The organism is Streptomyces sp. NPDC001100, from assembly GCF_053598575.1.
In genome coordinates, this window is record NZ_JBSFKO010000011.1 from 276707 (window position 1) to 296954 (window position 20248).

At 71.9% G+C, this 20248-nt stretch carries 17 protein-coding genes and 1 pseudogene; 10 read left to right on the plus strand and 8 right to left on the minus strand.

Annotated features, from left to right (window positions below):
- Positions 1 to 11 precede the first annotated feature (11 nt).
- The 3 genes and pseudogenes from ACWDEW_RS18795 to lnt all read right to left on the minus strand — a co-directional run.
- A pseudogene (locus ACWDEW_RS18795) lies at positions 12 to 791 on the minus strand (PucR family transcriptional regulator); the annotation flags it as partial.
- Between the two features lie 33 nt (positions 792 to 824).
- Positions 825 to 1304 carry an NUDIX hydrolase gene (locus ACWDEW_RS18800; protein ID WP_400967266.1) on the minus strand — a complete coding sequence of 160 codons (480 nt, stop codon included), beginning with the start codon at positions 1302 to 1304 and terminating at the stop codon, positions 825 to 827.
- A gap of 77 nt (positions 1305 to 1381) precedes the next feature.
- Positions 1382 to 2992 carry an apolipoprotein N-acyltransferase gene (gene lnt, locus ACWDEW_RS18805; protein ID WP_450514086.1) on the minus strand — a complete coding sequence of 537 codons (1611 nt, stop codon included), beginning with the start codon at positions 2990 to 2992 and terminating at the stop codon, positions 1382 to 1384.
- Positions 2993 to 3224: 232 nt separating this feature from the next.
- On the opposite strand from lnt, the gene ACWDEW_RS18810 reads away from it, so the two are divergent.
- Positions 3225 to 4292: an O-antigen ligase family protein gene (locus ACWDEW_RS18810; protein WP_450514113.1), complete on the plus strand. Its 1068-nt coding sequence runs from the start codon at positions 3225 to 3227 to the stop codon at positions 4290 to 4292.
- Between the two features lie 14 nt (positions 4293 to 4306).
- Here the strand turns inward: ACWDEW_RS18810 and ACWDEW_RS18815 are convergent, their stop codons facing one another.
- Both ACWDEW_RS18815 and ACWDEW_RS18820 read right to left on the minus strand, forming a co-directional pair.
- Positions 4307 to 4852 carry a hypothetical protein gene (locus ACWDEW_RS18815; protein WP_450514087.1) on the minus strand — a complete coding sequence of 182 codons (546 nt, stop codon included), beginning with the start codon at positions 4850 to 4852 and terminating at the stop codon, positions 4307 to 4309.
- A 106-nt stretch (positions 4853 to 4958) separates the two neighbouring features.
- Positions 4959 to 5744 (minus strand): glutamate racemase, encoded by a 786-nt coding sequence (locus tag ACWDEW_RS18820; RefSeq protein ID WP_450514088.1) that lies wholly within the window; start codon positions 5742 to 5744, stop codon positions 4959 to 4961.
- 57 nt (positions 5745 to 5801) lie between these two features.
- On the opposite strand from ACWDEW_RS18820, the gene ACWDEW_RS18825 reads away from it, so the two are divergent.
- A complete protein-coding gene (locus tag ACWDEW_RS18825) occupies positions 5802 to 6980 on the plus strand; it encodes a glycosyltransferase (RefSeq protein WP_450514089.1) in 1179 nt (392 codons plus the stop codon).
- 4 nt (positions 6981 to 6984) lie between these two features.
- On the opposite strand, the gene ACWDEW_RS18830 is transcribed toward ACWDEW_RS18825, so the two are convergent.
- Positions 6985 to 8280 carry a TerD family protein gene (locus ACWDEW_RS18830; RefSeq protein ID WP_450514090.1) on the minus strand — a complete coding sequence of 432 codons (1296 nt, stop codon included), beginning with the start codon at positions 8278 to 8280 and terminating at the stop codon, positions 6985 to 6987.
- Between the two features lie 297 nt (positions 8281 to 8577).
- Between ACWDEW_RS18830 and ACWDEW_RS18835 the strand changes: the two genes are divergently transcribed.
- The 4 genes from ACWDEW_RS18835 to ACWDEW_RS18850 all read left to right on the plus strand — a co-directional run bounded on the left by ACWDEW_RS18835 (position 8578) and on the right by ACWDEW_RS18850 (position 13203).
- Positions 8578 to 9009: a DUF6643 family protein gene (locus tag ACWDEW_RS18835; protein WP_450514091.1), complete on the plus strand. Its 432-nt coding sequence runs from the start codon at positions 8578 to 8580 to the stop codon at positions 9007 to 9009.
- Between the two features lie 42 nt (positions 9010 to 9051).
- Positions 9052 to 9876, plus strand: a complete 825-nt coding sequence (locus ACWDEW_RS18840; protein ID WP_450514092.1) for an MOSC domain-containing protein — start codon at positions 9052 to 9054, stop codon at positions 9874 to 9876.
- Positions 9877 to 10055: 179 nt separating this feature from the next.
- Positions 10056 to 10661, plus strand: coding sequence for an Rv1733c family protein (locus ACWDEW_RS18845; RefSeq protein WP_450514093.1), 606 nt, complete (start codon positions 10056 to 10058; stop codon positions 10659 to 10661).
- A 106-nt stretch (positions 10662 to 10767) separates the two neighbouring features.
- Positions 10768 to 13203, plus strand: coding sequence for a right-handed parallel beta-helix repeat-containing protein (locus tag ACWDEW_RS18850; protein ID WP_450514094.1), 2436 nt, complete (start codon positions 10768 to 10770; stop codon positions 13201 to 13203).
- On the opposite strand, the gene ACWDEW_RS18855 is transcribed toward ACWDEW_RS18850, so the two are convergent.
- Positions 13173 to 15539: a hypothetical protein gene (locus ACWDEW_RS18855; protein WP_450514095.1), complete on the minus strand. Its 2367-nt coding sequence runs from the start codon at positions 15537 to 15539 to the stop codon at positions 13173 to 13175. The genes ACWDEW_RS18850 and ACWDEW_RS18855 overlap by 31 nt on opposite strands.
- 290 nt (positions 15540 to 15829) lie before the next feature.
- Here ACWDEW_RS18855 and ACWDEW_RS18860 point away from each other — a divergent pair, with 290 nt between their 5' ends.
- Together ACWDEW_RS18860 and ACWDEW_RS18865 are read left to right on the plus strand one after the other, a co-directional pair.
- Entirely contained in the window at positions 15830 to 16666 is an 837-nt protein-coding gene (locus tag ACWDEW_RS18860; RefSeq protein WP_450514096.1) for a DeoR/GlpR family DNA-binding transcription regulator, read from the plus strand.
- 128 nt (positions 16667 to 16794) lie between these two features.
- Positions 16795 to 17265, plus strand: coding sequence for an SRPBCC family protein (locus ACWDEW_RS18865; protein ID WP_450514097.1), 471 nt, complete (start codon positions 16795 to 16797; stop codon positions 17263 to 17265).
- An 82-nt stretch (positions 17266 to 17347) separates the two neighbouring features.
- Here the strand turns inward: ACWDEW_RS18865 and ACWDEW_RS18870 are convergent, their stop codons facing one another.
- Entirely contained in the window at positions 17348 to 18478 is a 1131-nt protein-coding gene (locus ACWDEW_RS18870; RefSeq protein ID WP_450514098.1) for a PLP-dependent cysteine synthase family protein, read from the minus strand.
- 376 nt (positions 18479 to 18854) lie between these two features.
- On the opposite strand from ACWDEW_RS18870, the gene ACWDEW_RS18875 reads away from it, so the two are divergent.
- Positions 18855 to 19181 carry a hypothetical protein gene (locus ACWDEW_RS18875; protein WP_019075127.1) on the plus strand — a complete coding sequence of 109 codons (327 nt, stop codon included), beginning with the start codon at positions 18855 to 18857 and terminating at the stop codon, positions 19179 to 19181.
- Positions 19182 to 19480: 299 nt separating this feature from the next.
- A complete protein-coding gene (locus ACWDEW_RS18880) occupies positions 19481 to 20035 on the plus strand; it encodes an ATP-binding protein (RefSeq protein WP_450514099.1) in 555 nt (184 codons plus the stop codon).
- Positions 20036 to 20248: the final 213 nt, after the last annotated feature.

The following is a 20248-nucleotide window of genomic DNA, read 5'->3' on the forward strand; positions in this document are numbered from 1 at the left end:
CGGGTCAGCCCGGGATCCGCCAACCGCCTTAACCACAGGGCGAGTTGGGCTCCCGGATGCGGGACGGGGTCCTTTCAGTCCGCGCCGAGGAACCTGCCCACGCCTTCCAGCCGCAGGGCGAGTTGGATCTCCAGGGCGTGGGCCGGGCTCATGCCGCCGGCGAAGTACGCGTCGAGGGTGTGCAGCAGATCGGTGCCGCGGCCCTCGTCGTACTGCGCGACCGGGCCGCTGGTCTGCTCGACGAAGCCGCCGATGTCTCGGTCCCCGGCGAGGGGCAGTCCGAGGTGGCCGAAGTCCTCGGCGGCGGCGCCATCGCAGCAACGGCCCAGGAAACGCAGGGCGTCGAGACACCGCAGCGCCTCCTGGTAGGCGGCGACCACGGCGTCCGGCGCGGCGGCGGGTATCCCGAAGGGCCCGGAGGTTCCGACGGTGACCGCTTCGTGGACCGCCGCTCCCAGGTGGGCGGCGGTGCGCCGGGCCAGGTCCGTGGCGGTGTCGCCGGAACCGAGGGGCAGCAGCAGGACGGTGCTGCCGTCGCGGGCGGCGGCCGAACCGTACCGGGTTCCGGCGAGATGCGAGGCGGCGGACCACAGCCGTCCGCTGGCGGCGGCTTCCTGGTCGTCGTCGCCCTCCGGGCCGTCGAGGCGGGCGGCGAGGACGACATGGGTGGCGCCCAGGTCGGCGTGCAGCCCGGGCGCGCGGTCCCGCAGCAGGCGCGGATCTCGGGCGCGGGCGTCGAGCAGGTCGTCCAACAGCTCGCCGCGGACGCGGTGTTGGGCCTGGGCCGCGCTATGGCCCCACCACATAGGGGCCGAGCCCGTACTTCAGTCAGACGTCGTGGTGTCGAACCATGTGGGTGCGTCGGCCAGGGTCTGCTTGATCCGGAACAGCTGGTGATCGCTGAGCTCGGGCAGTGCGTCCAGCTCGAACCATCCGACCTCCAGGGACTCGTCGTCGTTCACGGCCGCCTCGCCGCCGACGGCCCGGCACTGCAGGGTGATGTCCATGAACTGGCAGGCGTCACCGTTCGGGTAGCTGATCGGCCCCCCGGCCTTGACCATGACGACCCGCTCTGCCACACACTCGACGGCCGTCTCCTCGAACACCTCGCGCACCGCGCACACCGCGGGCTGCTCACCGGGCTCGGGAATGCCGGAGGGCAGGGCCCACTCGTGGTTGTCCGACCGCTTGCCCAGCAGCACGCGTCCCGCGTCGTCGAAGACCACGGCGCTCACCCCGGGAAGCCACAGCAGTTGGTGCCCGGCGGATTCCCGGATCGTGCGAATGAAATCAGGAGTAGCCATGGTCAGACCCTAACGGGACGATCCATGGCCACTCCACCAACTGCCGCGCGCGCGGCGGATGTACGACGGGCGTACGGCTAGGCGTCGCTCGTGCGCCGTCGGCGCAGACCCGCGCCGATCGCCCAGCCGAGGCCGCCCGCGGCGACGAGGACCAGGGCCATCTCGGGCAGGATGCCGAGCTTGGTGGCCGGTGTCTCCGAGGAGCGCAGCGGCACCTTCTGGACCAGGGAGTCGGCCACGAACATGCCGGTCTTCTGGGTGATCTTCCCGTCCGGCATGATGATCGCGCTGACGCCGCTGGTCACCGGGACCGTGACGGTCCGACTGTGCTCGACCGCGCGGACCCGGGACATGGCGAGCTGCTGGTAGGTCATCTCGCTGCGGTCGAAGGTCGCGTTGTTGCTGGGCACGGAGATCAACTGGGCGCCGTCGGTGACCTCGGAGCGCACGGCCCAGTCGAAGGCGGCCTCGTAGCAGGTGACCAGGCCGATCCTGGCGCCGTTCATGGTGAACACGCCCGGCTTGGTGCCCCGGCTGAAGTCCTGGCGGACCATGCTGGTCCAGTTCTTGTTGATGGCCCCGAGGAGCGAGCGCATCGGAAGGTACTCGCCGAACGGCTGGATCTGGCGTTTGTCGTAGGTGCTGGTCGGGCCCTTCACCGGGTCCCAGAGGATCTGCTCGTTGTAGAGCTTGCCGCCCCGTTCGACCACACCGCCGACCGAGATGGGCGCGCCGATCGCCTTCGCGGCCTCGTCGATGTCGAAATAGGCCTGGGCGTCGGCGAACGGATCGACGTCGGAGGAGTTCTCCGGCCACAGGACCACGTCGGGCTTCGCGACCTTGCCCGCCTTGACCTTCGCGGCCAGCCGCAGGGTCTCCTTGACGTGGTAGTCGAGGACGGCACGGCGCTGGGCGTTGAACTCCAGCCCCGCGCGCGGGACGTTGCCCTGGATGACCGCGACGGTCGTGGTGCCGTCCTCGGCCTTGTCGCTCACCAGGGACCGCGCGGCCAGTGCGCCGACGACCGGTACGGCCACGCTCAGCAGGGCCACGGCCGCGGCGCTCCGCCGTACCTCGTGGGTGCGCCGCCTCTCCAGGGCCAGGCGCACGATCTCGTACAGGCCGAAGCCGCACAGGACGACGGCGAAGCCGAGGACCGGGGTGCCGCCCACCGCGGCGAGCGGCAGGAAGACGCCGTCCGCCTGGCCGAACGCGATCTTGCCCCACGGGAAGCCGTGGAAGGGGGCACGCGCGCGTACCGCCTCACCGGCGATCCACAGTGCCGCCGCCCACAGCGGCCAGGCGGGCAGTCTCGACACCGCGGTGATGGCCGCGCCGACCAGGGCGACGAAGATCGCCTCGACCGCGACCAGCGCGAGCCAGGGGCCTGGGCCGACCTCGACGCCGGTCCACACCAGCAGGGGCAGCAGGAATCCCAAGCCGAAGAGGTAGCCGAGGCCGAGGCCCGCCTTCCAGCTGCGGCCGCGCAGCACCCACCCGAAACAGGCGAAGGCGGGCAGCGCCAGCCACCACAGCGTGCGGGGCGGGAAACTGACGTAGAGCAGCACTCCGGAGAGGGCGGCTACGGCGGCCGGGACCAGACGGACGAGCCGGGCGAGGCGCGCTGCGGGCGCGGCCTGGGGCTCCAGCTGGTCCGACTCGTCCACGGAAGTTGCGGTGACGGTCACTCCGGGAGTGTACGGCGGTTGACCTTGGGGCCGACAGCGCGGTCCGGATGGCAGCACGGGGCACGGAACAGCCCGGGAGCCGCATCGTTCCTGCGCAACTCGTCCACAAATCGGTCATCAGCCGTTACGGTGTGCCGGAGCCCCTGTCGTGCGGTCGGTCCAGGCCGGCGGCCGGGGTCGGTCACGGGTCGGGGGGCTCGGTTCAGGGGGCGGCGGGGTGGGTTCCACGGGGATGGCGTCGGCGACCGGTCCGGACGCCGACAGCGAGAGACGAAACGTTTCGGATGCCGTAGGGGCCGCGGTGCTCGGGGCGTGCGCCGCGTGGTCGCTGATCACCGCCGCGATGCACGACGGCCGGCCCGAGGGGGTGCTGCTCGCGGTCCTGGCAGTCTCCGCCGGGTATGCGTCGGGACGGATCTCCGGGGCGCTCGTGCCGGTCGCCGCGCCCTGTGCCGGGGCGCTGGCCGGTCTCGGTCTGGCGCTGGCCGAGCCGCGTCTCGCCCCGGGCCCCCAGTTCGTCGCCCCGCTCGGCGACGCCGGTGCCACCGCGGCCCTGCTGACCCTGGCCGCCGGTTGCGCGTGCTGCGCGGCCTGGGCCGCCACTGCCCCGGTGTTGCGGCTCGCGCTGCGGCTGCTGGCCGCCGGGATCACGGTCACCGCGCTCGTCCTGGGCTCCGTCTCGGGGTTCGTCACCTGTACGGCGGTGTTGTTGTGCTCGCTCGCCGCCGGCCGGATGCGGCACCGCGGTCTCGGTGTCGTGGGCCTCGGTCTGGCCGCCGCGCTGGTCACCGGGGGGACCTGGGCCATCGCCGGGAACGTGCTGCCGGACGGGCTCACCGAGTCCCTGGAGGGCCAGCTGAGCCTGCACCGGGTCCAGCTGTGGCAGGACGCCCTGCACATGGCGCATCGGGATTCCGCCCTGGGGGTGGGACCGGGGCGCTTCGGGGAGCTGAGCAACGCGGCGGCCGAGGCCCTGCTGCCGGACGGGAAACCGCACTCGGCGCCGTTCCAGATGGCGGCCGAGCAGGGGGCCGTCGGCGTGCTCCTGCTGGCGGCGGCCTTCTGCTGGGTGCTCCACGCGTTGTGGCGCACTCCGCGCTCCACCCCGATCGCGCTCACCGCGGGTGCAGCGCTGACGGGGCTCGCGGTCATCGCCTCGGTGGGCAACGCGCTCAGTTTCACGACGGTCACGGCCGGCGCGGGCTTCCTGGCCGGGCTGGCCACGGCCCACCCGATCATCGACGACGCCTCACGCGCCGTCCCCGACGCACGCGCGCGTGGCGATCGCTTCACCCCATGAGGGCGTGGGTGCCGTCAGTGCACCGCACCGGGTGTGGGCGGCACCAGCCGGTCCGTGATGATCCGTACGGCCGCCTCGGCGTTGTCCACGGTGATGGTGAACGTGTGTCCGTCCCACAGCCGCAGCACGATGCCCTCACCCCGTCGCACGACGACGGCGGTGCCCTTCTCGGGCCGCCAGCGGTAGCCCCAGCCGCCCCACTGGCGCGGGGTGACGTGCGGGGCGAACTCGGCGCCCGCGACGCTGGCGAGGGGGATGCGGCGGCGGGGCACACCGATGTGGCCGCAGCGCACTTCGAGGGTCTCCGTGTCCACCTTCAGGGCGACGTGCACGAAGGCGAGCGTGCCGAACAGCATCAGCAGTCCGGCCGCGATGCACCCGACGACGGACATGACGAGCGGGGCGATGCCGGACGTCCAGGCGGAGTCCACGGCCAGCTCGATGCCGAGCGCCATGCAGGCGGCACCGGCGAGCGCCAGCAGCCACTGGAACCGGTTGGTGGCCCGTCCGGTCCAGATCTCGGTCTGCGGGGAGGTTTCGTCGCGGGGGTGGTCCCTCATGCCTACGAGACTACTCAGGTTTCGCTGCGCGGGTACCGCGTTGCGGAGGGTGACCGTTTTGCGCGACGGTAGGGCGGACGCACAGCGTCCGCTTCTTCGCGGGTGGTCAGTGGGCCGGGGTGACCGCCCTCAGCAGCCGGCCTTCCGCGTAGGCCGCCGCCTCGACGGGCAGCGCGCCCTCACGGCCGCTCAGCAGCACCGTCAGGGTGCCGTCGGCCGGCGCCTCGGGTGCGGGCTGGACACCGATCCGGCGCAGCGCCTGGGCGGCGACGGCGTCGGCGGAGCCGTGCAGGAGGAGCGGCGGGCGGTCGGGGTGCTGGACGGCCGCGCGGATGCGTTCGGCGACGATTTCGTAATGGGTGCAGCCCAGGACGACGGTCGTTACATCGTCGGGGGTGAGCGCGGCGGCCGCCGCGATGGCCGCGTCGATGGCCGTCTCGTCCGCGTGTTCCACGGCCTCGGCCAGTCCCCAGCAGGGGACCTCCGTCACCGGTACTCCATCGGCGAAGTCCTCGATGAGGCCGCGCTGGTAGGGACTGCCGGTGGTGGCGGGCGTGGCCCAGATCGCGAAGGGCGTGCCACCGGCGGCGGCCGGCTTGATCGCCGGGACCGTGCCGATGACCGGGATGCCCGGCTCCAGGAGGTCGCGCAGTGCGGTCAGGGCGTGGACCGTCGCCGTGTTGCACCCCACGATCAGGGCGTCGGGCCGGTGCGCTGCGGCGGCCTCGGCGACGGCGAGCGCGCGCCGCGTGAGGTCTTCCGGAGTCCGCGGTCCCCAGGGCATGCCGTCGGGGTCCAGGGAGAGCACGAGATCCACGTCGGGGCGTACGCGTCGTACCGCCGCGGTGGCCGCCAGAAGGCCGATTCCGGAGTCCATGAGCGCGATCTTCACCCGGCCACGATAGACGATGGCCTCTGTGGAGCCGCTTCCCTGGGGCAGACTGCGGCCGTGAGCACCCTCGCGTGGACCGCCGCCGTATCACTCGCCGCCTGGCTGTGGCTGCTGCTCTGTCAGGGCTTCTTCTGGCGCACGGACGTCAGACTGCCGGCCCGCACCGACCCGGAGGACTGGCCGTCGGTCGGCGTGGTCGTGCCGGCCCGTGACGAGGCCGCCGTACTGCCGGAGAGCCTGCCCTCGCTGCTCGCCCAGGACTATCCCGGGCGGGCTGAGATCTTCCTTGTCGACGACGGGAGTTCGGACGGCACCGGGGAGCTGGCCCGTGAACTCGCGCGGACGCGGGGCGGGTTGCCGCTGACCGTGGACTCCCCCGGTGAACTTCCGGCGGGCTGGACCGGCAAGCTGTGGGCCGTACGACACGGTGTCGGGCTGGCACGCGCGCGTGGCCCCGAGTATCTGCTGCTGACGGACGCGGACATCGCGCACGCCCCGGACAGCCTGCGGGAGTTGGTGGCGGCGGCACGCACCGGTGGCTTCGACGTCGTGTCGCTGATGGCCCGGCTGCGCGTGGAGAGTCCCTGGGAGCGGCTGGTGGTGCCCGCGTTCGTCTACTTCTTCGCGCAGCTCTATCCGTTCCGCCGGATCGGCCGGAAGGGCGCCCGCACCGCGGCGGCGGCCGGCGGCTGTGTCCTGCTGCGCGCCGATACGGCGGAGCGGGCGCGGATCCCGGACGCCATCCGGCACGCGGTGATCGACGACGTGGCACTCGCGCGTGCCGTCAAGGGCGGCGGGGGCCACATCTGGCTGGGGCTCGCCGAGCGGGTGGACAGCGTGCGCCCCTATCCGCGGCTGCACGACCTGTGGCGGATGGTCTCGCGCAGCGCGTACGCGCAACTGCGGCACAACCCGCTGCTCCTCCTGGGCACCGTCCTGGGGCTGGCGCTGGTGTATCTCGTGCCCCCGGTGGCCCTGTTCGTCGGGCTGGGCACGGGCAGTGCGGGAGCCTCGGTTCTCGGCGGGCTCGCGTGGCTGGTGATGACGGGGACGTACGTCCCGATGCTCCGCTACTACGGGCAGCCGCTGTGGCTCGCTCCCCTGCTGCCGTTCACCGCGTTTCTGTACCTCCTGATGACGGTCGATTCCGCGGTGCAGCACTACAGGGGACGCGGTGCGGCCTGGAAGGGCCGCACCTACGCGCGTCCTGACGCCGTCGTCGGCGAGGAGAGCTGACCACTCACTTGCGACCCGGGGTCCAGTTCATGCCCCACCCGTAGATGCGGTCGACGGTCCGCTGCGGGCTCACTCCACGGTCGGGCACGAGGTAGCGGGCCTCGCGCTGGACGACGAGGTCGCCGCCGGTGTTGGTGATCAGGGCGAGCGCGCACACCGTGGAGGGGACCGTGCACTCGTCGAGCGAGAAGTCGATCGCGGCGCCGTGCTGGGGCTGGAGGGTGACGGTGGCGTGCAGGTCGGCGAAGGAACGGGCGCCCTCGTAGATGGTCACGAAGACGAGGATGCGCCGGAAGTCCTTGATGTGGTCGAGGTTGATGGTGAGGTTCTCGCCGCTCGCGGACGCGCCGGTGCGGTCGTCGCCGTCGAGGTGGATGTACGGGGGCCGCTGCAGGGAGCCGTACGCGTTGCCGAGGGCCTGGACGACGCCCTTGCGGCCGTCGGCGAGTTCGTACAGGGCGCACAGGTCGAGGTCGAGGTCCGCGTGCATCGCGACGGCACGGCCGCGCTTGCTGCCCCAGCCCGAGAACTGCTTGCGCACCTCCCAGTTGAGGTTCACGCGCATGGCGCCCGAGGTGCCGCCCTGCTTGGTCAGGGAGACCGAGGGGGCCGCCTTGGTGAGCGTCACCTTGGACAGCCGGACGGGGGCGGTGGGCGGCATCGGGGGCGGAGGGGGTGGCGCGGTCACCGGCACGGGGGGAGCCACGGTCACGGGCGGCGGGGGCAGGTTCACCGGTGGTCCCGAGGGCGGCGGCATGGTGACGGCCGGTGCCGCCTGCTGCGGTTCGTCCACGGTGATGCCGAAGTCGGTCGCCAGGCCTTCGAGCCCGCTGCCGTAGCCCTGGCCGACGGCCCGGAACTTCCAGGCGCCCTGGCGGCGGTAGAACTCGCCGAGCACGAAGGCGGTCTCGACCGTCGCGCCCGTGCTGTCGAAGCGGGCGACCACGGTGTTCTGCACGGCGTCCCGGACCTCGATGTACAGATCGGGGACCTGACCAAACGTTCCTCCGTCGGCGGAGGCGGCGAGGACGACACGGTCCACGGCGGCCTCCACGCGCGCGAGGTCGACGAGCAGGGTGTCGGTCATCCGCCTGCCGGCGTTGTTCTTGCCCTCGTGGCGGACCGCGCCGGAGGAGTGCGCCGGCTGGTTGTAGAAGACGAAGTCGGCGTCGGTGCGGACCTTCCCGTCGACCAGGAGCAGGGCCGAGGCGTCCGCGTCGGGGACTCCGGGGCCGGGCCGCCACCCCAATTCGACGCGCAGCGCCGTCGTCGGCACCGGAACATTCGATCCTTTCGGCATTGACATGTCTGCCCCCATCACGTGTCGCCGTGCCAGGACACGCCCCGGCAGCCCATTGGGTGTCTACACGCACAACCTATTCCCCGGGGCCGCGAACGCCCATGAGGAGCGCGGCAACACCCGTGACCAACCGCTGGTAACCCGCCGGGAACTCGCGCTTTACACGATCCGAACACGGATCCATGCCCTTTTTTGACAAGTTCGCTCGCATTGGGGATCCCATGCCGCTGCCGACACGGAAAACAACCCTCTAATCGGTCTCCCCAACCACCACATCGTGGGCTTAACTTATGTCCCATGACCTCCCCCCGCTCCACTTATGGCGGCGGCTACTACTCCGCCTCCTTCCCGGACACTCCGATCTACGACTCCCTCGTGGCCGAGCGGGGGACCCCGCAGATCGCCCCGATCCGGGTTCCCGCCGCGTACGACATGCCGGGGAGCAACCTGCCCGCGCTGCCGTCGGCGCTGCCCGCCCTCCCGGCGGGCCCCTCGCAGACCCCCTACGGCTATCCGCAGGCGCAGCAGCCGTCACCGCTGCAGCAGGCGCCCGCCGCGTACATCCCGCAGCAGGCCCCGCCGCGCGGTTACGGCCAGCAGCAACAGCAGCCGCGTCCGATGGCGGCTCCGGCCGGCTACGAGGCGATGCGTCCGGCGGCTCCCCGCCCGGGTCCCGCTCCGTACCAGCAGGACCCGTACAGCAACAACCAGCAGTACCGCGGTTACTGATCCGCACCCTGCACTGTCGGTGCCGCCTGGCACGATGGAGTGATGGGGAATGCGGAGCTGCGGTCGATCCACGTTCATCCGGTCAAGGCGCTCCGGGGCTTCTCTCCCCGGGAGGCTCACGTGGAGCCTTGGGGGCTGGCCGGAGACCGACGCTGGGCGCTGATCGACGACGGGGGAAAGGTCGTCACGCAACGCGAGCACCCGCGTCTCGCACTGGCCGCCGCCGAGCTGCTGCCCGGCGGCGGTGTTCGTCTGTCCGCGCCCGGCCTCGACCCGCTGACCGTGTCCGTTCCGGAGCCGGCCGCCACCGTGGTGATGGAGATCTTCGGCACCAAGGTGGACGCGGTGCCCGCCCCGGACGCCGCGCACGCGTGGTGCGGCGCGTATCTGGGGTTCGGGGTACGTCTCGTCCACATGGACGATCCCGCCACGCGACGCCCTGTGGACCCCGAGTACGGACTTCCCGGTGAGACGGTCGGCTTCGCCGACGGCTATCCGCTGCTGCTGACCTCCGAGGCCTCCCTGGACGCCCTCAACTCCCTTGTCGCGCAAGGCGATCACCCCGCCGAGGGGCCACTCCCCATGAACCGGTTCCGGCCCAACGCGGTCGTGGCGGGTACGGCCGCCTGGGCCGAGGACGACTGGTCGCGCGTCGCGATCGGCGAGGTCACCTTCCGGGTCGCGAAGATGTGCGGGCGCTGCGTCGTGACCACCACCGACCAGGCCACCGCCGAGCGCGGCAGGGAGCCGTTGCGCACCCTGGCCCGGCACCGCCGTATCGGCGGCAGGCTGATCTTCGGGCAGAACCTGGTGCCCCTGTCCACCGGCACGATCAGCGTCGGCGACCCGGTCCGGATTCTCGCGTAGGCGAAGATCCACCGTTGGCGGTGCGGGGCGGGAACCCTCCCTGTGGGCCCGGTCGTTGAGATCCCGTGAGAAGTTCATGAGAGGCCCGGGGAGAGGTGATTTCGCTCTCTCTTCGACGCCCGTCTCGCATGGACGGCTCTCCCAGGAGTTATTACGGAGCGGGAAGGGGGTGCGGGACGGTGGGAGCAATCAGGGGTCTGTGGCGCTGGCGGCACAATCCGCTGCGTCGCGCGACCGATCTGGTCGAGGCCTGGCTGGCCCTCGTGGTCCTGCTGCTGGTCCTGGTCGCCGCGCCCTTGATCGGTTCACTCGTCGGCGCCGTCGCGCAGGACACCCTGCAGCGGTCGGTGCGTGAGCAGCGCGCGGACCGGCATGCCGTGACGGCCACGGTGGTCAAGAAGCTCAAGGGGGCCGAGCTGGACCCCGACCCCGATTCGGCGACCGCGCGGGACGTCCGCACCCGGGTCCTCGCGGACTGGACCGCACCGGACGGCACCGTCCAGCACGGCGCGGTGATGGCGAGCCTCAACACCCCGCACCAGGGTGACCACTTCACGGTCTGGACGGACCGGCGCGGGCACATGGTGGCCCGCCCGCTGGACTCGGCCACGGCGACGACGCACGCCGTGCTCGCCGGGTTAGGTGCGGCACTGCTGGCCGCCGGGCTCGTCGACAGCGGCCGACGGTTCGTGCTGTGGCGCATGGTCCGCCGCAGGTACGCGCGTTGGGACCGGGCATGGGAGCGGGCGGGCCCGGACTGGGGCCGGACCGGCACCGGCAGCTGACAGCCTTCCGGCTCTGGTCAACCCACCGCCCGCACGCACGCTACGGTGGACCGGCGAAGGCTTCGGCATCATCCCGCGTACCACGAGGTGGGGGCACAGCAGCGCCATGGCACAGGGCACGGTCCAGGTGACGCACACCGGCACATCGCGGTGGCGGCGCCGCACAGGTGAGTACGCGTCGCTCGCCGCCGCCCTGGAGGCCGCGGCCGAGGGCGACGTACTGACCGTCGCTCCCGGCACCTACCGGGAGAACCTCGTCGTGCAGCGGTCGGTGACCCTGCGCGGCCCCGAGGGTTCGCCCGGCTCGGTGCGCATCGCGCCCCTGGACGGCGTGCCGTTGACCGTTCGCGCCTCGGCGATCGTCCAGGACCTGCATGTCGAAGGACAGGACTCGGCCGCGCCCGCCCTCCTTGTCGAGGACGGGACACCGGAGTTGACCGATCTGCGGATCGTCACGCGCTCCGCGTCCGGCATCGAGGTGCGCGGCGGCGCCCGCCCCACCGTGCGGCGCTGCACCGTCGACAACCCGGCCGGCATCGGGATCGCCGTACTCGACGGCGGTGGCGGGGTGTTCGAGGAGTGCGAGGTCGTCTCGGCCGGCCAGGCGGGCGTCGCCGTCCGCGCCGGCGGCCACCCGCGCCTGGAGCGCTGCCGCATCCACCACGCCTCGGGGGTGGGGCTGTCCGCCACCGGCGAGAACTCCTCGCTGGAGGCGGTGGGTTGCGAGGTCTACGAGACGCGCGGCAGCGGCGTCCAGATCACCGCCCGGGCCACCGCGCACCTCACCGACTGCGATGTGCACCGTACGGCCGCGGACGGTGTCACGCTCGACACGGACGCGGTGCTGACGCTCGCCGACTGCCGGATCCACGACATCCCGGAGAACGCGGTCGACCTGCGGTCCCGGTCGGTCCTGACGCTGACGCGGACGACGGTGCGTCAGTTCGGGCGCAACGGACTGTCGGTTTGGGACCCGGGCACCCGCGTGGACGCCAACCAGTGCGAGATCTTCGACAGCACGGGCGACTATCCGGCGGTGTGGGTCAGCGACGGCGCGACGGTGGTCCTCGACTCCTGCCGGGTGCACGACGTACCGGACGCGCTGTTCGTGCTCGACCGCGGCTCGCGCGCGGACGTCGTCGACAGCGACATCTCCCAGGTGCGCAACACGGCCGTGTCGGTGAGCGACGGCGCGACCGCGCAGCTCGACGACTGCCGGATCCGGGACGCGGCGACGGGCGCCTGGTTCCGCGACCACGGCAGTGGCGGCACCCTGAACAACTGCACGGTGGACGCCACCCAGACCGGCGTGATCGTCACCAAGGGCGCCGACCCCACCATCGAGCGCTGCACGGTCGACTCCCCCGCCGAGGCCGGTTTCTACGTCTCCGCGGGCGGCCGGGGCACCTTCCAGGGCTGCCGGGTGACGGGCAGCGGCGGCTACGGCTTCCACGTCATAGACGGTTGTCGTACGACGCTCAAGAAGTGCCGTACGGAGCGGTGCGCGCGCGGTGGCTACGAGTTCGCGGACGCCGGACCGGACGCGGGGCCCGGCACCGGACCCGTCGTCGAGGACTGCACCAGCGACGAGAGCGGCCTCAAGCAGCCCACCGCCCACGAGACGGCCGTGGAGACGGCCAGCCAGGTCACCAGCGTGCTGGGCGCGATCCCCGGCCAGCGCACCGCCGAGCAGGCGCCCCCGGTCACCGCGCCGGAGCCGGAGAGGGAGTCCCGCACCTCCAAGGCCGTCCTCGGCGAACTGGACGCGCTCGTCGGGCTGGACAGCGTCAAGCGCGAGGTGCGCTCCCTCATCGACATGATCGAGGTGGGCCGCCGCCGCCAGCAGGCCGGCCTCAAGGCGGCCTCCGTCAAACGGCACCTGGTCTTCACCGGCTCCCCCGGCACCGGCAAGACGACGGTCGCCCGGCTCTACGGCGAGATCCTCGCCTCGCTCGGCGTCCTGGAGAAGGGGCATCTCGTCGAGGTGTCCCGCGTCGACCTGGTCGGCGAGCACATCGGCTCGACGGCGATCCGCACCCAGGAGGCCTTCGACAAGGCGCGCGGCGGGGTGCTGTTCATCGACGAGGCCTACGCGCTGTCCCCGGAGGACTCGGGCCGCGACTTCGGTAAGGAAGCGATCGACACGCTGGTGAAGCTGATGGAGGACCACCGGGACGCGGTCGTGGTGATCGTCGCGGGCTACACGGCCGAGATGGAGCGCTTCCTGTCCGTCAACCCCGGTGTGGCGTCCCGCTTCTCACGGACCATCACCTTCAGCGACTACAACGCCGGGGAACTACTGAGGATCGTCGAGCAGCAGGCCGAGGAGCACGAGTACCGGCTCGCGGAGGGCGCGTCCGAGGGACTCACGAAGTACTTCACCGCCATCCCGAAGGGCGCCGCGTTCGGCAACGGCCGTACCGCGCGGCAGACCTTCGAGGCGATGGTGGAGCGGCACGCGAGCCGGGTCGCCCAGGTCGAGGAGCCGAGCACGGACGACCTGACCCTGCTCTACGCGGAGGACCTGCCCGAGCTGCCCTGAGGCGGCACCTCGGGCCGCAGCCTGGCCAGCAGCCGCTCCCGCTCCACGGCGAACGCCGGGTCGGCCTGGTAGTCGGAGTGGCCCAGGATCGGGGCGGGCAGCGGGTGTTGGGCGGTACGGCCGTACGCGAGTGGGTCCTTGAGGGGGCCGTGGTCCACCTCGGGGCCGCAGTCGCCGGTCAGCCGGACCGGGCCGCCGATGGGGTCGGTGAGCCGGTACAGATTGCGCCAGCAGTCGACCTCGTGGTGCAGGCGGCTGAGCGCGGCCGGTCCGAAGTGGGCGGGGAACCAGCGGCCGTAGAGGCGCTCCAGGGGTGAGCCGTAGGTCAGGAGGGCGACTCGTTTGCGCTGGGCCGGTTTGAGCTGCCAGGCCGCGGCGGCGGCCAGGACGCTGCCCTGGGAGTGGCCGGAGAGCACGAGCCGGCCGCCGGTTGCGCGGGTCCAGGTGGCGATCCGCCAGGTCAGGTCGGGGACCGCGCGCTCGGCGTAGCAGGGCGGCGCGAAGGGGTGGGCGGCGCGCGGCCAGAAGGTACCGACGTCCCACAGGATGCCGATGGTGCGCCGCGCGGAGGCGTCCTTGTAGGCGCGCCTGCCCCAGGTGACGAAGAGGATGAAGCCGAGCCCGATCAGCCAGGAGCCGAGGCCCTGGCAGGTCTGGGCGGCGCCGTGCACCAAGGCCTGGCCGCCCTCCCCTGCCCGCGACGGTGTCCGGTCGGTGGTGAACGCGCCGACCAGCGCTCCGGCGCCCAGGAGCAGGGTGGCGGTGGCGGTGACGGCAACGAGGAGGGGGCCGCGGTCGGTGAGCGTGGCCATCGCGCGCGTGCTCGCGATCCGGGCGGTGCGCGCCCGGTCCTTGCGCCCGCCCGGGTAGTCGAGCGCCACGGCGGCCAGTTCGCTGCGGCGCAGCCGCCAGGTGCGGTGGCCCAGCAGGGCGCAGAGGACGAGTACGACGACCAGGAGCAGCGGGATCACCGAGGCCTGCCAGGTGAGCAGGACGGGCGGGCCCGCGATGGAGGTGCCGGTGCCGTCCAGCCAGTCGGAGACCCGCTGGGACACCCCGCCGGACATCACGCCGCCCAGCGCGCAGGCCAGCATCGCGACGGCCGGTCCGCCGAGGCCGCGCATCGCGGCGCGCGGGTCGGGGTGGGTGCGGTGCAGCAGGTGGGCCACGACGGCGAGGGCGATCACCAGCAGGCCCTGGACCAGGGCGATTCCGCCGAAGACGGGGTCTCCCGGCAGCCGCCCGGACGACTCCCATCCCGGACGCGACCAGCCGGCGTACAGCAGGGCGAGGGCGAGCAGCAGGAGCGCGCCGAGCGGCAGGCGTCGTACGAGACGGCGGTCCAGGGCCTGGTCGAGGCGGTGCTCGCTGCGGCCCCGGCGGCACACGACGTAGACCACAACCAAGGCGAGGCCGGCGAGCGCGGTCTCCAGGAGCGCGCCGAGGCCGGCCAGTGCGTGGGAGCCGTCGGGTCCGCGGTCGAAGCGGGCCGCCGAGACGGTGAGGGCGGCGGCGACCGTCAGGAGGCCGGCCGCCGTGTGGGCGGCGCGGAGCCGGGCGACCAGGCGGCGGCCGTACCAGAAGCCGGGCCGGCCCAGGGCACTGCTGTCGGGCTCGTCGTCGGGTTCGGCTCTGCGGGGTATCGGCTGCTGGGACTCGTACTCGCTCCAGGTGCGGCGCGAGAGGTACCAGAGGAGGACTGTCAGCGCGGTCGGCACCAGGGCGGCGAGGGCGAGGCGGCGGCCGGGTCGGCTCCACCAGCTGTCGTGCGACACGGCGGGCGACAGGAAGCCCAACCAGGAGTGGCGCTCGGCGCACGCGCGCGTGCCCGCGCACTGCCAGGCGGCGAGATCGAGGGCGACCTCGCAGGCCGCCGCCACGAGCAGCACGGTCAGGGTGAGTCCCGCGAGCCGCACCAGCAGGCCGTAGAAGCGCACCGTGCGCTTCCGGTCGCGGGCGGTGGGGCGCATCCAGTGCGCGAGGTTGACGACCATGAACGGCAGCAGTAACAGCCACAGGGCGCGGGTGCCGTTGCCGGAGGTCAGATTGCACCAGACGTACGCCTCGCGGATCGGTCCGGTGCGGCCGTCGGCGGTTCTGGACTCGGCGTCGACGTCGGCGGTGCGCCGGAAGACGGCCGCCGTGTCGTCGCCGGTGATCCGCACCGTGCGCGGATCACCGAGCATCTCCTCGGGTGTGGCGCCGCCGACTCCGTGGACCAGGAGTTCCAGGGCGGGTTCGGTCCGGTCGGACCGGTCGGTTGGGTTGGTTGGGTCGGGCCGTCCGGCGGGCTCGTCGGCCCCGCTCGTGACGGCATGTTCCTGCACACGCTCCACTGTTCGCACATCCCCCGTGACGTACCGTCTGGCTGTGTCCGTGTGACCACCAGGATCGCCCCTTTCGGCGCGTCGCACACGCCCTGTCACCGAATCTCCCCGATCCGTGTGACAACACGGGGGACGGATGAGGCCCCGATGACATGTGCGCGTCGGGACAGGCGATGGCGCAGTGCTTGCGGGGGCGTGCAAGGATGGGGCGTCCGCGCACCGCAGCCGGGACGAAGGTCCTGCTCCGAGCCGGTGCGCCGGACGGTCGGACGGGTTGAGGCGAAAGGACCGGAGCGTACGTGAGTGAGAATCAGAACCTCCTCGCGGAGCAGCGGCGCGCCCTGATCCTCGACGAGGTCCGGCGCCGCGGCGGCGTCCGCGTCAACGAACTGACCCGCAAGCTCGGCGTGTCGGACATGACGGTTCGCCGTGACCTCGATGCGCTGGCCCGTCAGGGTGTCCTGGAGAAGGTGCACGGCGGGGCTGTACCGGTCGTCGAGGCGAGCACGCACGAGCCGGGCTTCGAGGCGAAGTCGGGTCTTGAACTGACAGCCAAGGAGGACATCGCGCGGGCCGCGGCGGAACTGGTCGCACCGGGCACGGCGATCGCGCTCTCGGGCGGTACGACGACGTACGCGCTGGCGCACCACCTGCTTGAGGTCCCCGATCTCACCGTGGTCACCAACTCGGTGCGGGTGGCGGACGTCTTCCACGCGGCGCAGCGCACCTCGGGACAGCGGCAGGGCGCGGCGACGGTCGTCCTGACCGGCGGGGTGCGGACCCCCTCCGACTCGTTGGTGGGCCCGGTGGCCGACCAGGCGATCGCGGCGCTCCACTTCGACGTGCTCTTCCTCGGTGTCCACGGCATATCGGTCGAGGCCGGGCTGTCCACGCCGAACCTCGCGGAGGCCGAGACCAACCGCAGGCTCGTGCAGTCGGCGCGGCGGGTCGTGGTGGTCGCCGACCACACCAAGTGGGGGACGGTGGGCCTGAGTTCGTTCGCCGCGCTGGAGCAGGTCGACACGCTGGTGACGGACGCGGGGCTGCCGGCCGACGCGCGCGAGGACATCTCCGAGCATCTGCGACGGCTCGTGGTGGCGGGCGAAGCCGACGACGAGGACGAGGACGACATCTGACGGGACGGGGCAGACATCTGACGGATCGCCAGCTATCGTGACCCCGCTCCGGCGTCGCTTCGGTCAACATCGCTTCCGTCAACATCGCTTCGGTCAACTTCCCTTCTCCGCCAAGGGGGTTCGCGTCCATGGCTAACCGTCTCCGGCCCGTCGGGCTCGACTTCATCGACACCGCTCCGGTACGGCTGATCTTCGCGCAGGAGATGTCCGCGGCACCGGACGCGGTCTTCCACGCCCTCAACGACGACGTACCCGGGTGGGCCGAGTGGTTCGCGGCCGTGACCCGGGCCGAGTCGATCGACGACGGTGCCGGGCGCGACATCCGGCTCAAGGGTGGCGGGCGCTTCCGGGAGACGGTGATCGCGGCGAAGGAGGCGGAGGTGTACGCGTATCGGGTCGACGTCACGAATGCGCCGGGGGCGCGGGCGTTGGCCGAGGAGTGGCGACTGGTCCCCGCGGGGGACGGGACGCGGGTTCAGTGGACGTTTGCCGCGGATGGGAACGCTGCGTTTCGGGGGGTTGTGCGGTTGGCTCGGCCCGGGTTGGGGCGGGCGTTCAAGGGGGCGGTGCTTGCCCTGGATCGGCGGTTGAAGCGTTAGGTTGCGTTGGCCGTCGGTCGTCGGTCGTCTGCAGGTTCGTTGTGGCCGGTCGCGCAGTTCCCCGCGCCCATGACGGGGCGCTTCAGTTGGGGCTGGACCAAAGTCCCGTCTTCAGTAGTGATGCGATCGCCTTGCTGTACGGCGCGATGTCCAGGCCCTGTTGCTTCAGCCACTCGTCCGAGTAGTACTTGTCCAGGTAGCGGTCGCCCGGGTCGCACAAGAGGGTTACGACGCTGCCCTGTCGGCCCGCCGCCACCATCTCGGCGATGATCTTCAGGGCGCTCCAGAGGCCGGTGCCGGTGGAGCCGCCCGCCTTGCGGCCGATGGCTTGTTCCAGGGCTCGTACGGCGGCGACGCTGGCCGCGTCCGGGACCTTCATCATGCGGTCCACGGCGCCCGGCACGAAGCTCGGCTCCATCCGGGGGCGGCCGATGCCCTCGATACGGGAGCCGCAGTCGCAGGTGACGTCCGGATCGCCGGTGGTCCAGCCCTCGAAGAAGCAGGAGTTCTCGGGGTCGGCGACACAGACCAGGGTGTCGCGCTGCGTGTAGTGGACGTAGCGCGCGAGCGTCGCCGAGGTGCCGCCGGTGCCGGCCGTGGCGACGATCCACGCGGGCTCCGGGAAACGCTCCAACTCCAGCTGGCGGAAGATGGATTCGGCGATGTTGTTGTTGCCGCGCCAGTCCGTGGCCCGCTCCGCGTAGGTGAACTGGTCCATGTAGTGGCCGCCGGTCTCCACCGCCAGGGCGGCCGACTCCTCGTACATCTTGCGCGAGTCGTCCACGAAGTGGCACCGGCCGCCGTGGAATTCGATGAGGCGGATCTTCTCGGCGCTGGTCGTGCGCGGCATGACCGCGATGAACGGGACGCCGATCAGCTTGGCGAAGTACGCCTCGGAGACGGCGGTGGAGCCGCTGGACGCCTCGATCACCGGGCGGGTGGGCCGGATCCAGCCATTGCAGAGTCCGTAGAGGAAGAGGGAGCGGGCCAGGCGGTGTTTGAGGCTGCCCGTGGGGTGGGTCGACTCGTCCTTGAGGTACAGGTCGATGCCCCACTGGTCGGGGAGCGGGAAACGGAGGAGGTGGGTGTCGGCGGAGCGGTTGGAGTCCGCCTGGACCTTGCGGACGGCTTCTTTCAGCCAGCTCCGGTAGGCGGCGTCGCTGCGGTCGATGTCGAGGGTGGCACCGGTCGGGGCCTGTGGGGTGGTGCTCACGGCGGGGCTCCTTAGACTTCGCGCCGACGGCGCCTCGCGCGGGCCGACACCTCGATCATATGCACCTTCCGCACGCTTCTCACCTGCATAAACATGCCTTTGGGGAGCTCAAAGGCAGCCCTGGGGGCGACCACCACGGATCCCGGGGAGCGATCACGGATGATCATGGGGAACGGTCACGGATGATCCTGGGGAGTGATCACGCCGGATCCTGGGGGCGCATTTATGCGAGTGCTTCGGGTACTCACCGTGACCGCGTCGTGCGTACTGGTGCTCGACGCCCGCTGCGGGCAGACTGCACCGGAGCGGGACGAACGTCCTGAACGGGGGCGCACACTGGATCACGAGATGTCCTGGACCAAGGGGGCGGGGAAGCATGGCGGAGCCGGAGTTCACGGCCACGGGCGTGCGGATCGGGAAGCGGCTGCGGTCACTCACCCGGGCCGGACAGGTCCGGATCAATGACGGCAGGCTGGAGTTGCTCACCAGCTACGGCAGCGAGATCGACAGCGCGCCGGTGCAGGCGGTACGCGCGTCGAAGCCCTGGTTCGCCCCGGAGGACCGGGCGCTGGCCGATCTGAACGGCAATCGGTACCTGCTGACGCTCGGCGAGCACGACCCCGCGCCGGGGCAGCCCGGGCCCCCTGCGGCACGGCGGTTCATCGAGGCCGTGCGTAAGGCTGCTGGGCGTGGGGGCGGCTGACCGGCCTGCGCCGGGCGTCGCGGGCGGGCGGGCCGCGTGGGCCGTGTGGGGCGTGTGGGGCGGCGACTGACCGTGCCGCGCAGGGCGGCGGCCGACCGTGCCACGAGCGGGCGGTGAACAGCGGCAAGTTGCGGGACTGCCACCCCTGCGTCACTCTGGTCTCACGTCACTCTGGGTTTACCGGCGATAACGCTGCGAACCAGCCGCCGGGCACAACAGCAGGCGGCCTATTTCCCTCGACCAGCCTGCTGGATCCGAACTCCGTGTTCTTCCGGGCCTCTCGTCGGGGAGTCGCAGCCGTGATCACTCACCCAAGCAGGCACTGCGCGGTAGAGCTCCAAGCCCTGCCGTCGCGGATCGGCCAGGTCCGCAGAATCGTATCTGCGCAGTTGCGCTACTGGCATCTCGATCCACTCATAGACCGGGCGGCGCTCGGTGTGACCGAGCTCCTGACCAACGTCCACCGGCACGCCCAGCCCGACAAGACGTGCACCGTCGAGATCGAGCTGCTGCTCGACCACCTCGTCGTCTCCGTGCACGACCACGATCCCCGGCTCCCGGTCGCCGGCGACATCTCCGACGTCGCGGCCACTGCCACGTGCGGGCGAGGGCTCGCGATGGTGGCGGCGGTCAGCGAGAGCTGGGGGGTGCGACCGGAGGGGGAGTCGGGGAAGGTCGTCTGGTTCATGCTTTCGGCCAAGCCTGCGACAGCGCCTGCGGCGGCAGCGGCAACACCGACGCCCGCGCGTCGGGTGGGTGCGGTGAAGCCTGCGCAACGGTTCGTCAGCGAGGTTGAGCTTCCGGACGAACACCGGTCCCAGCACGCTCCCGCCCGGTCGGCCGTTGCCGGTTGATCGGGCGGTGATTTGCGTGGGGGGATGGGGGCTTGAGGGAGGTGGGGGGGTGACCGGGTCGGCGTCGTGAGGGTGTCGGGGAGCTGGGGTGGGGTGGGGTGAGTGCCGGGGAGGTGGGCCGGTGCGGGGTAGGTGCCAGGGAACTGGGCCGGTGCTGGACAGGCGCCGTGCGCGCACCTCTTTTGGTTCGGTCGCCTTCGGGGCGCCTGAAGC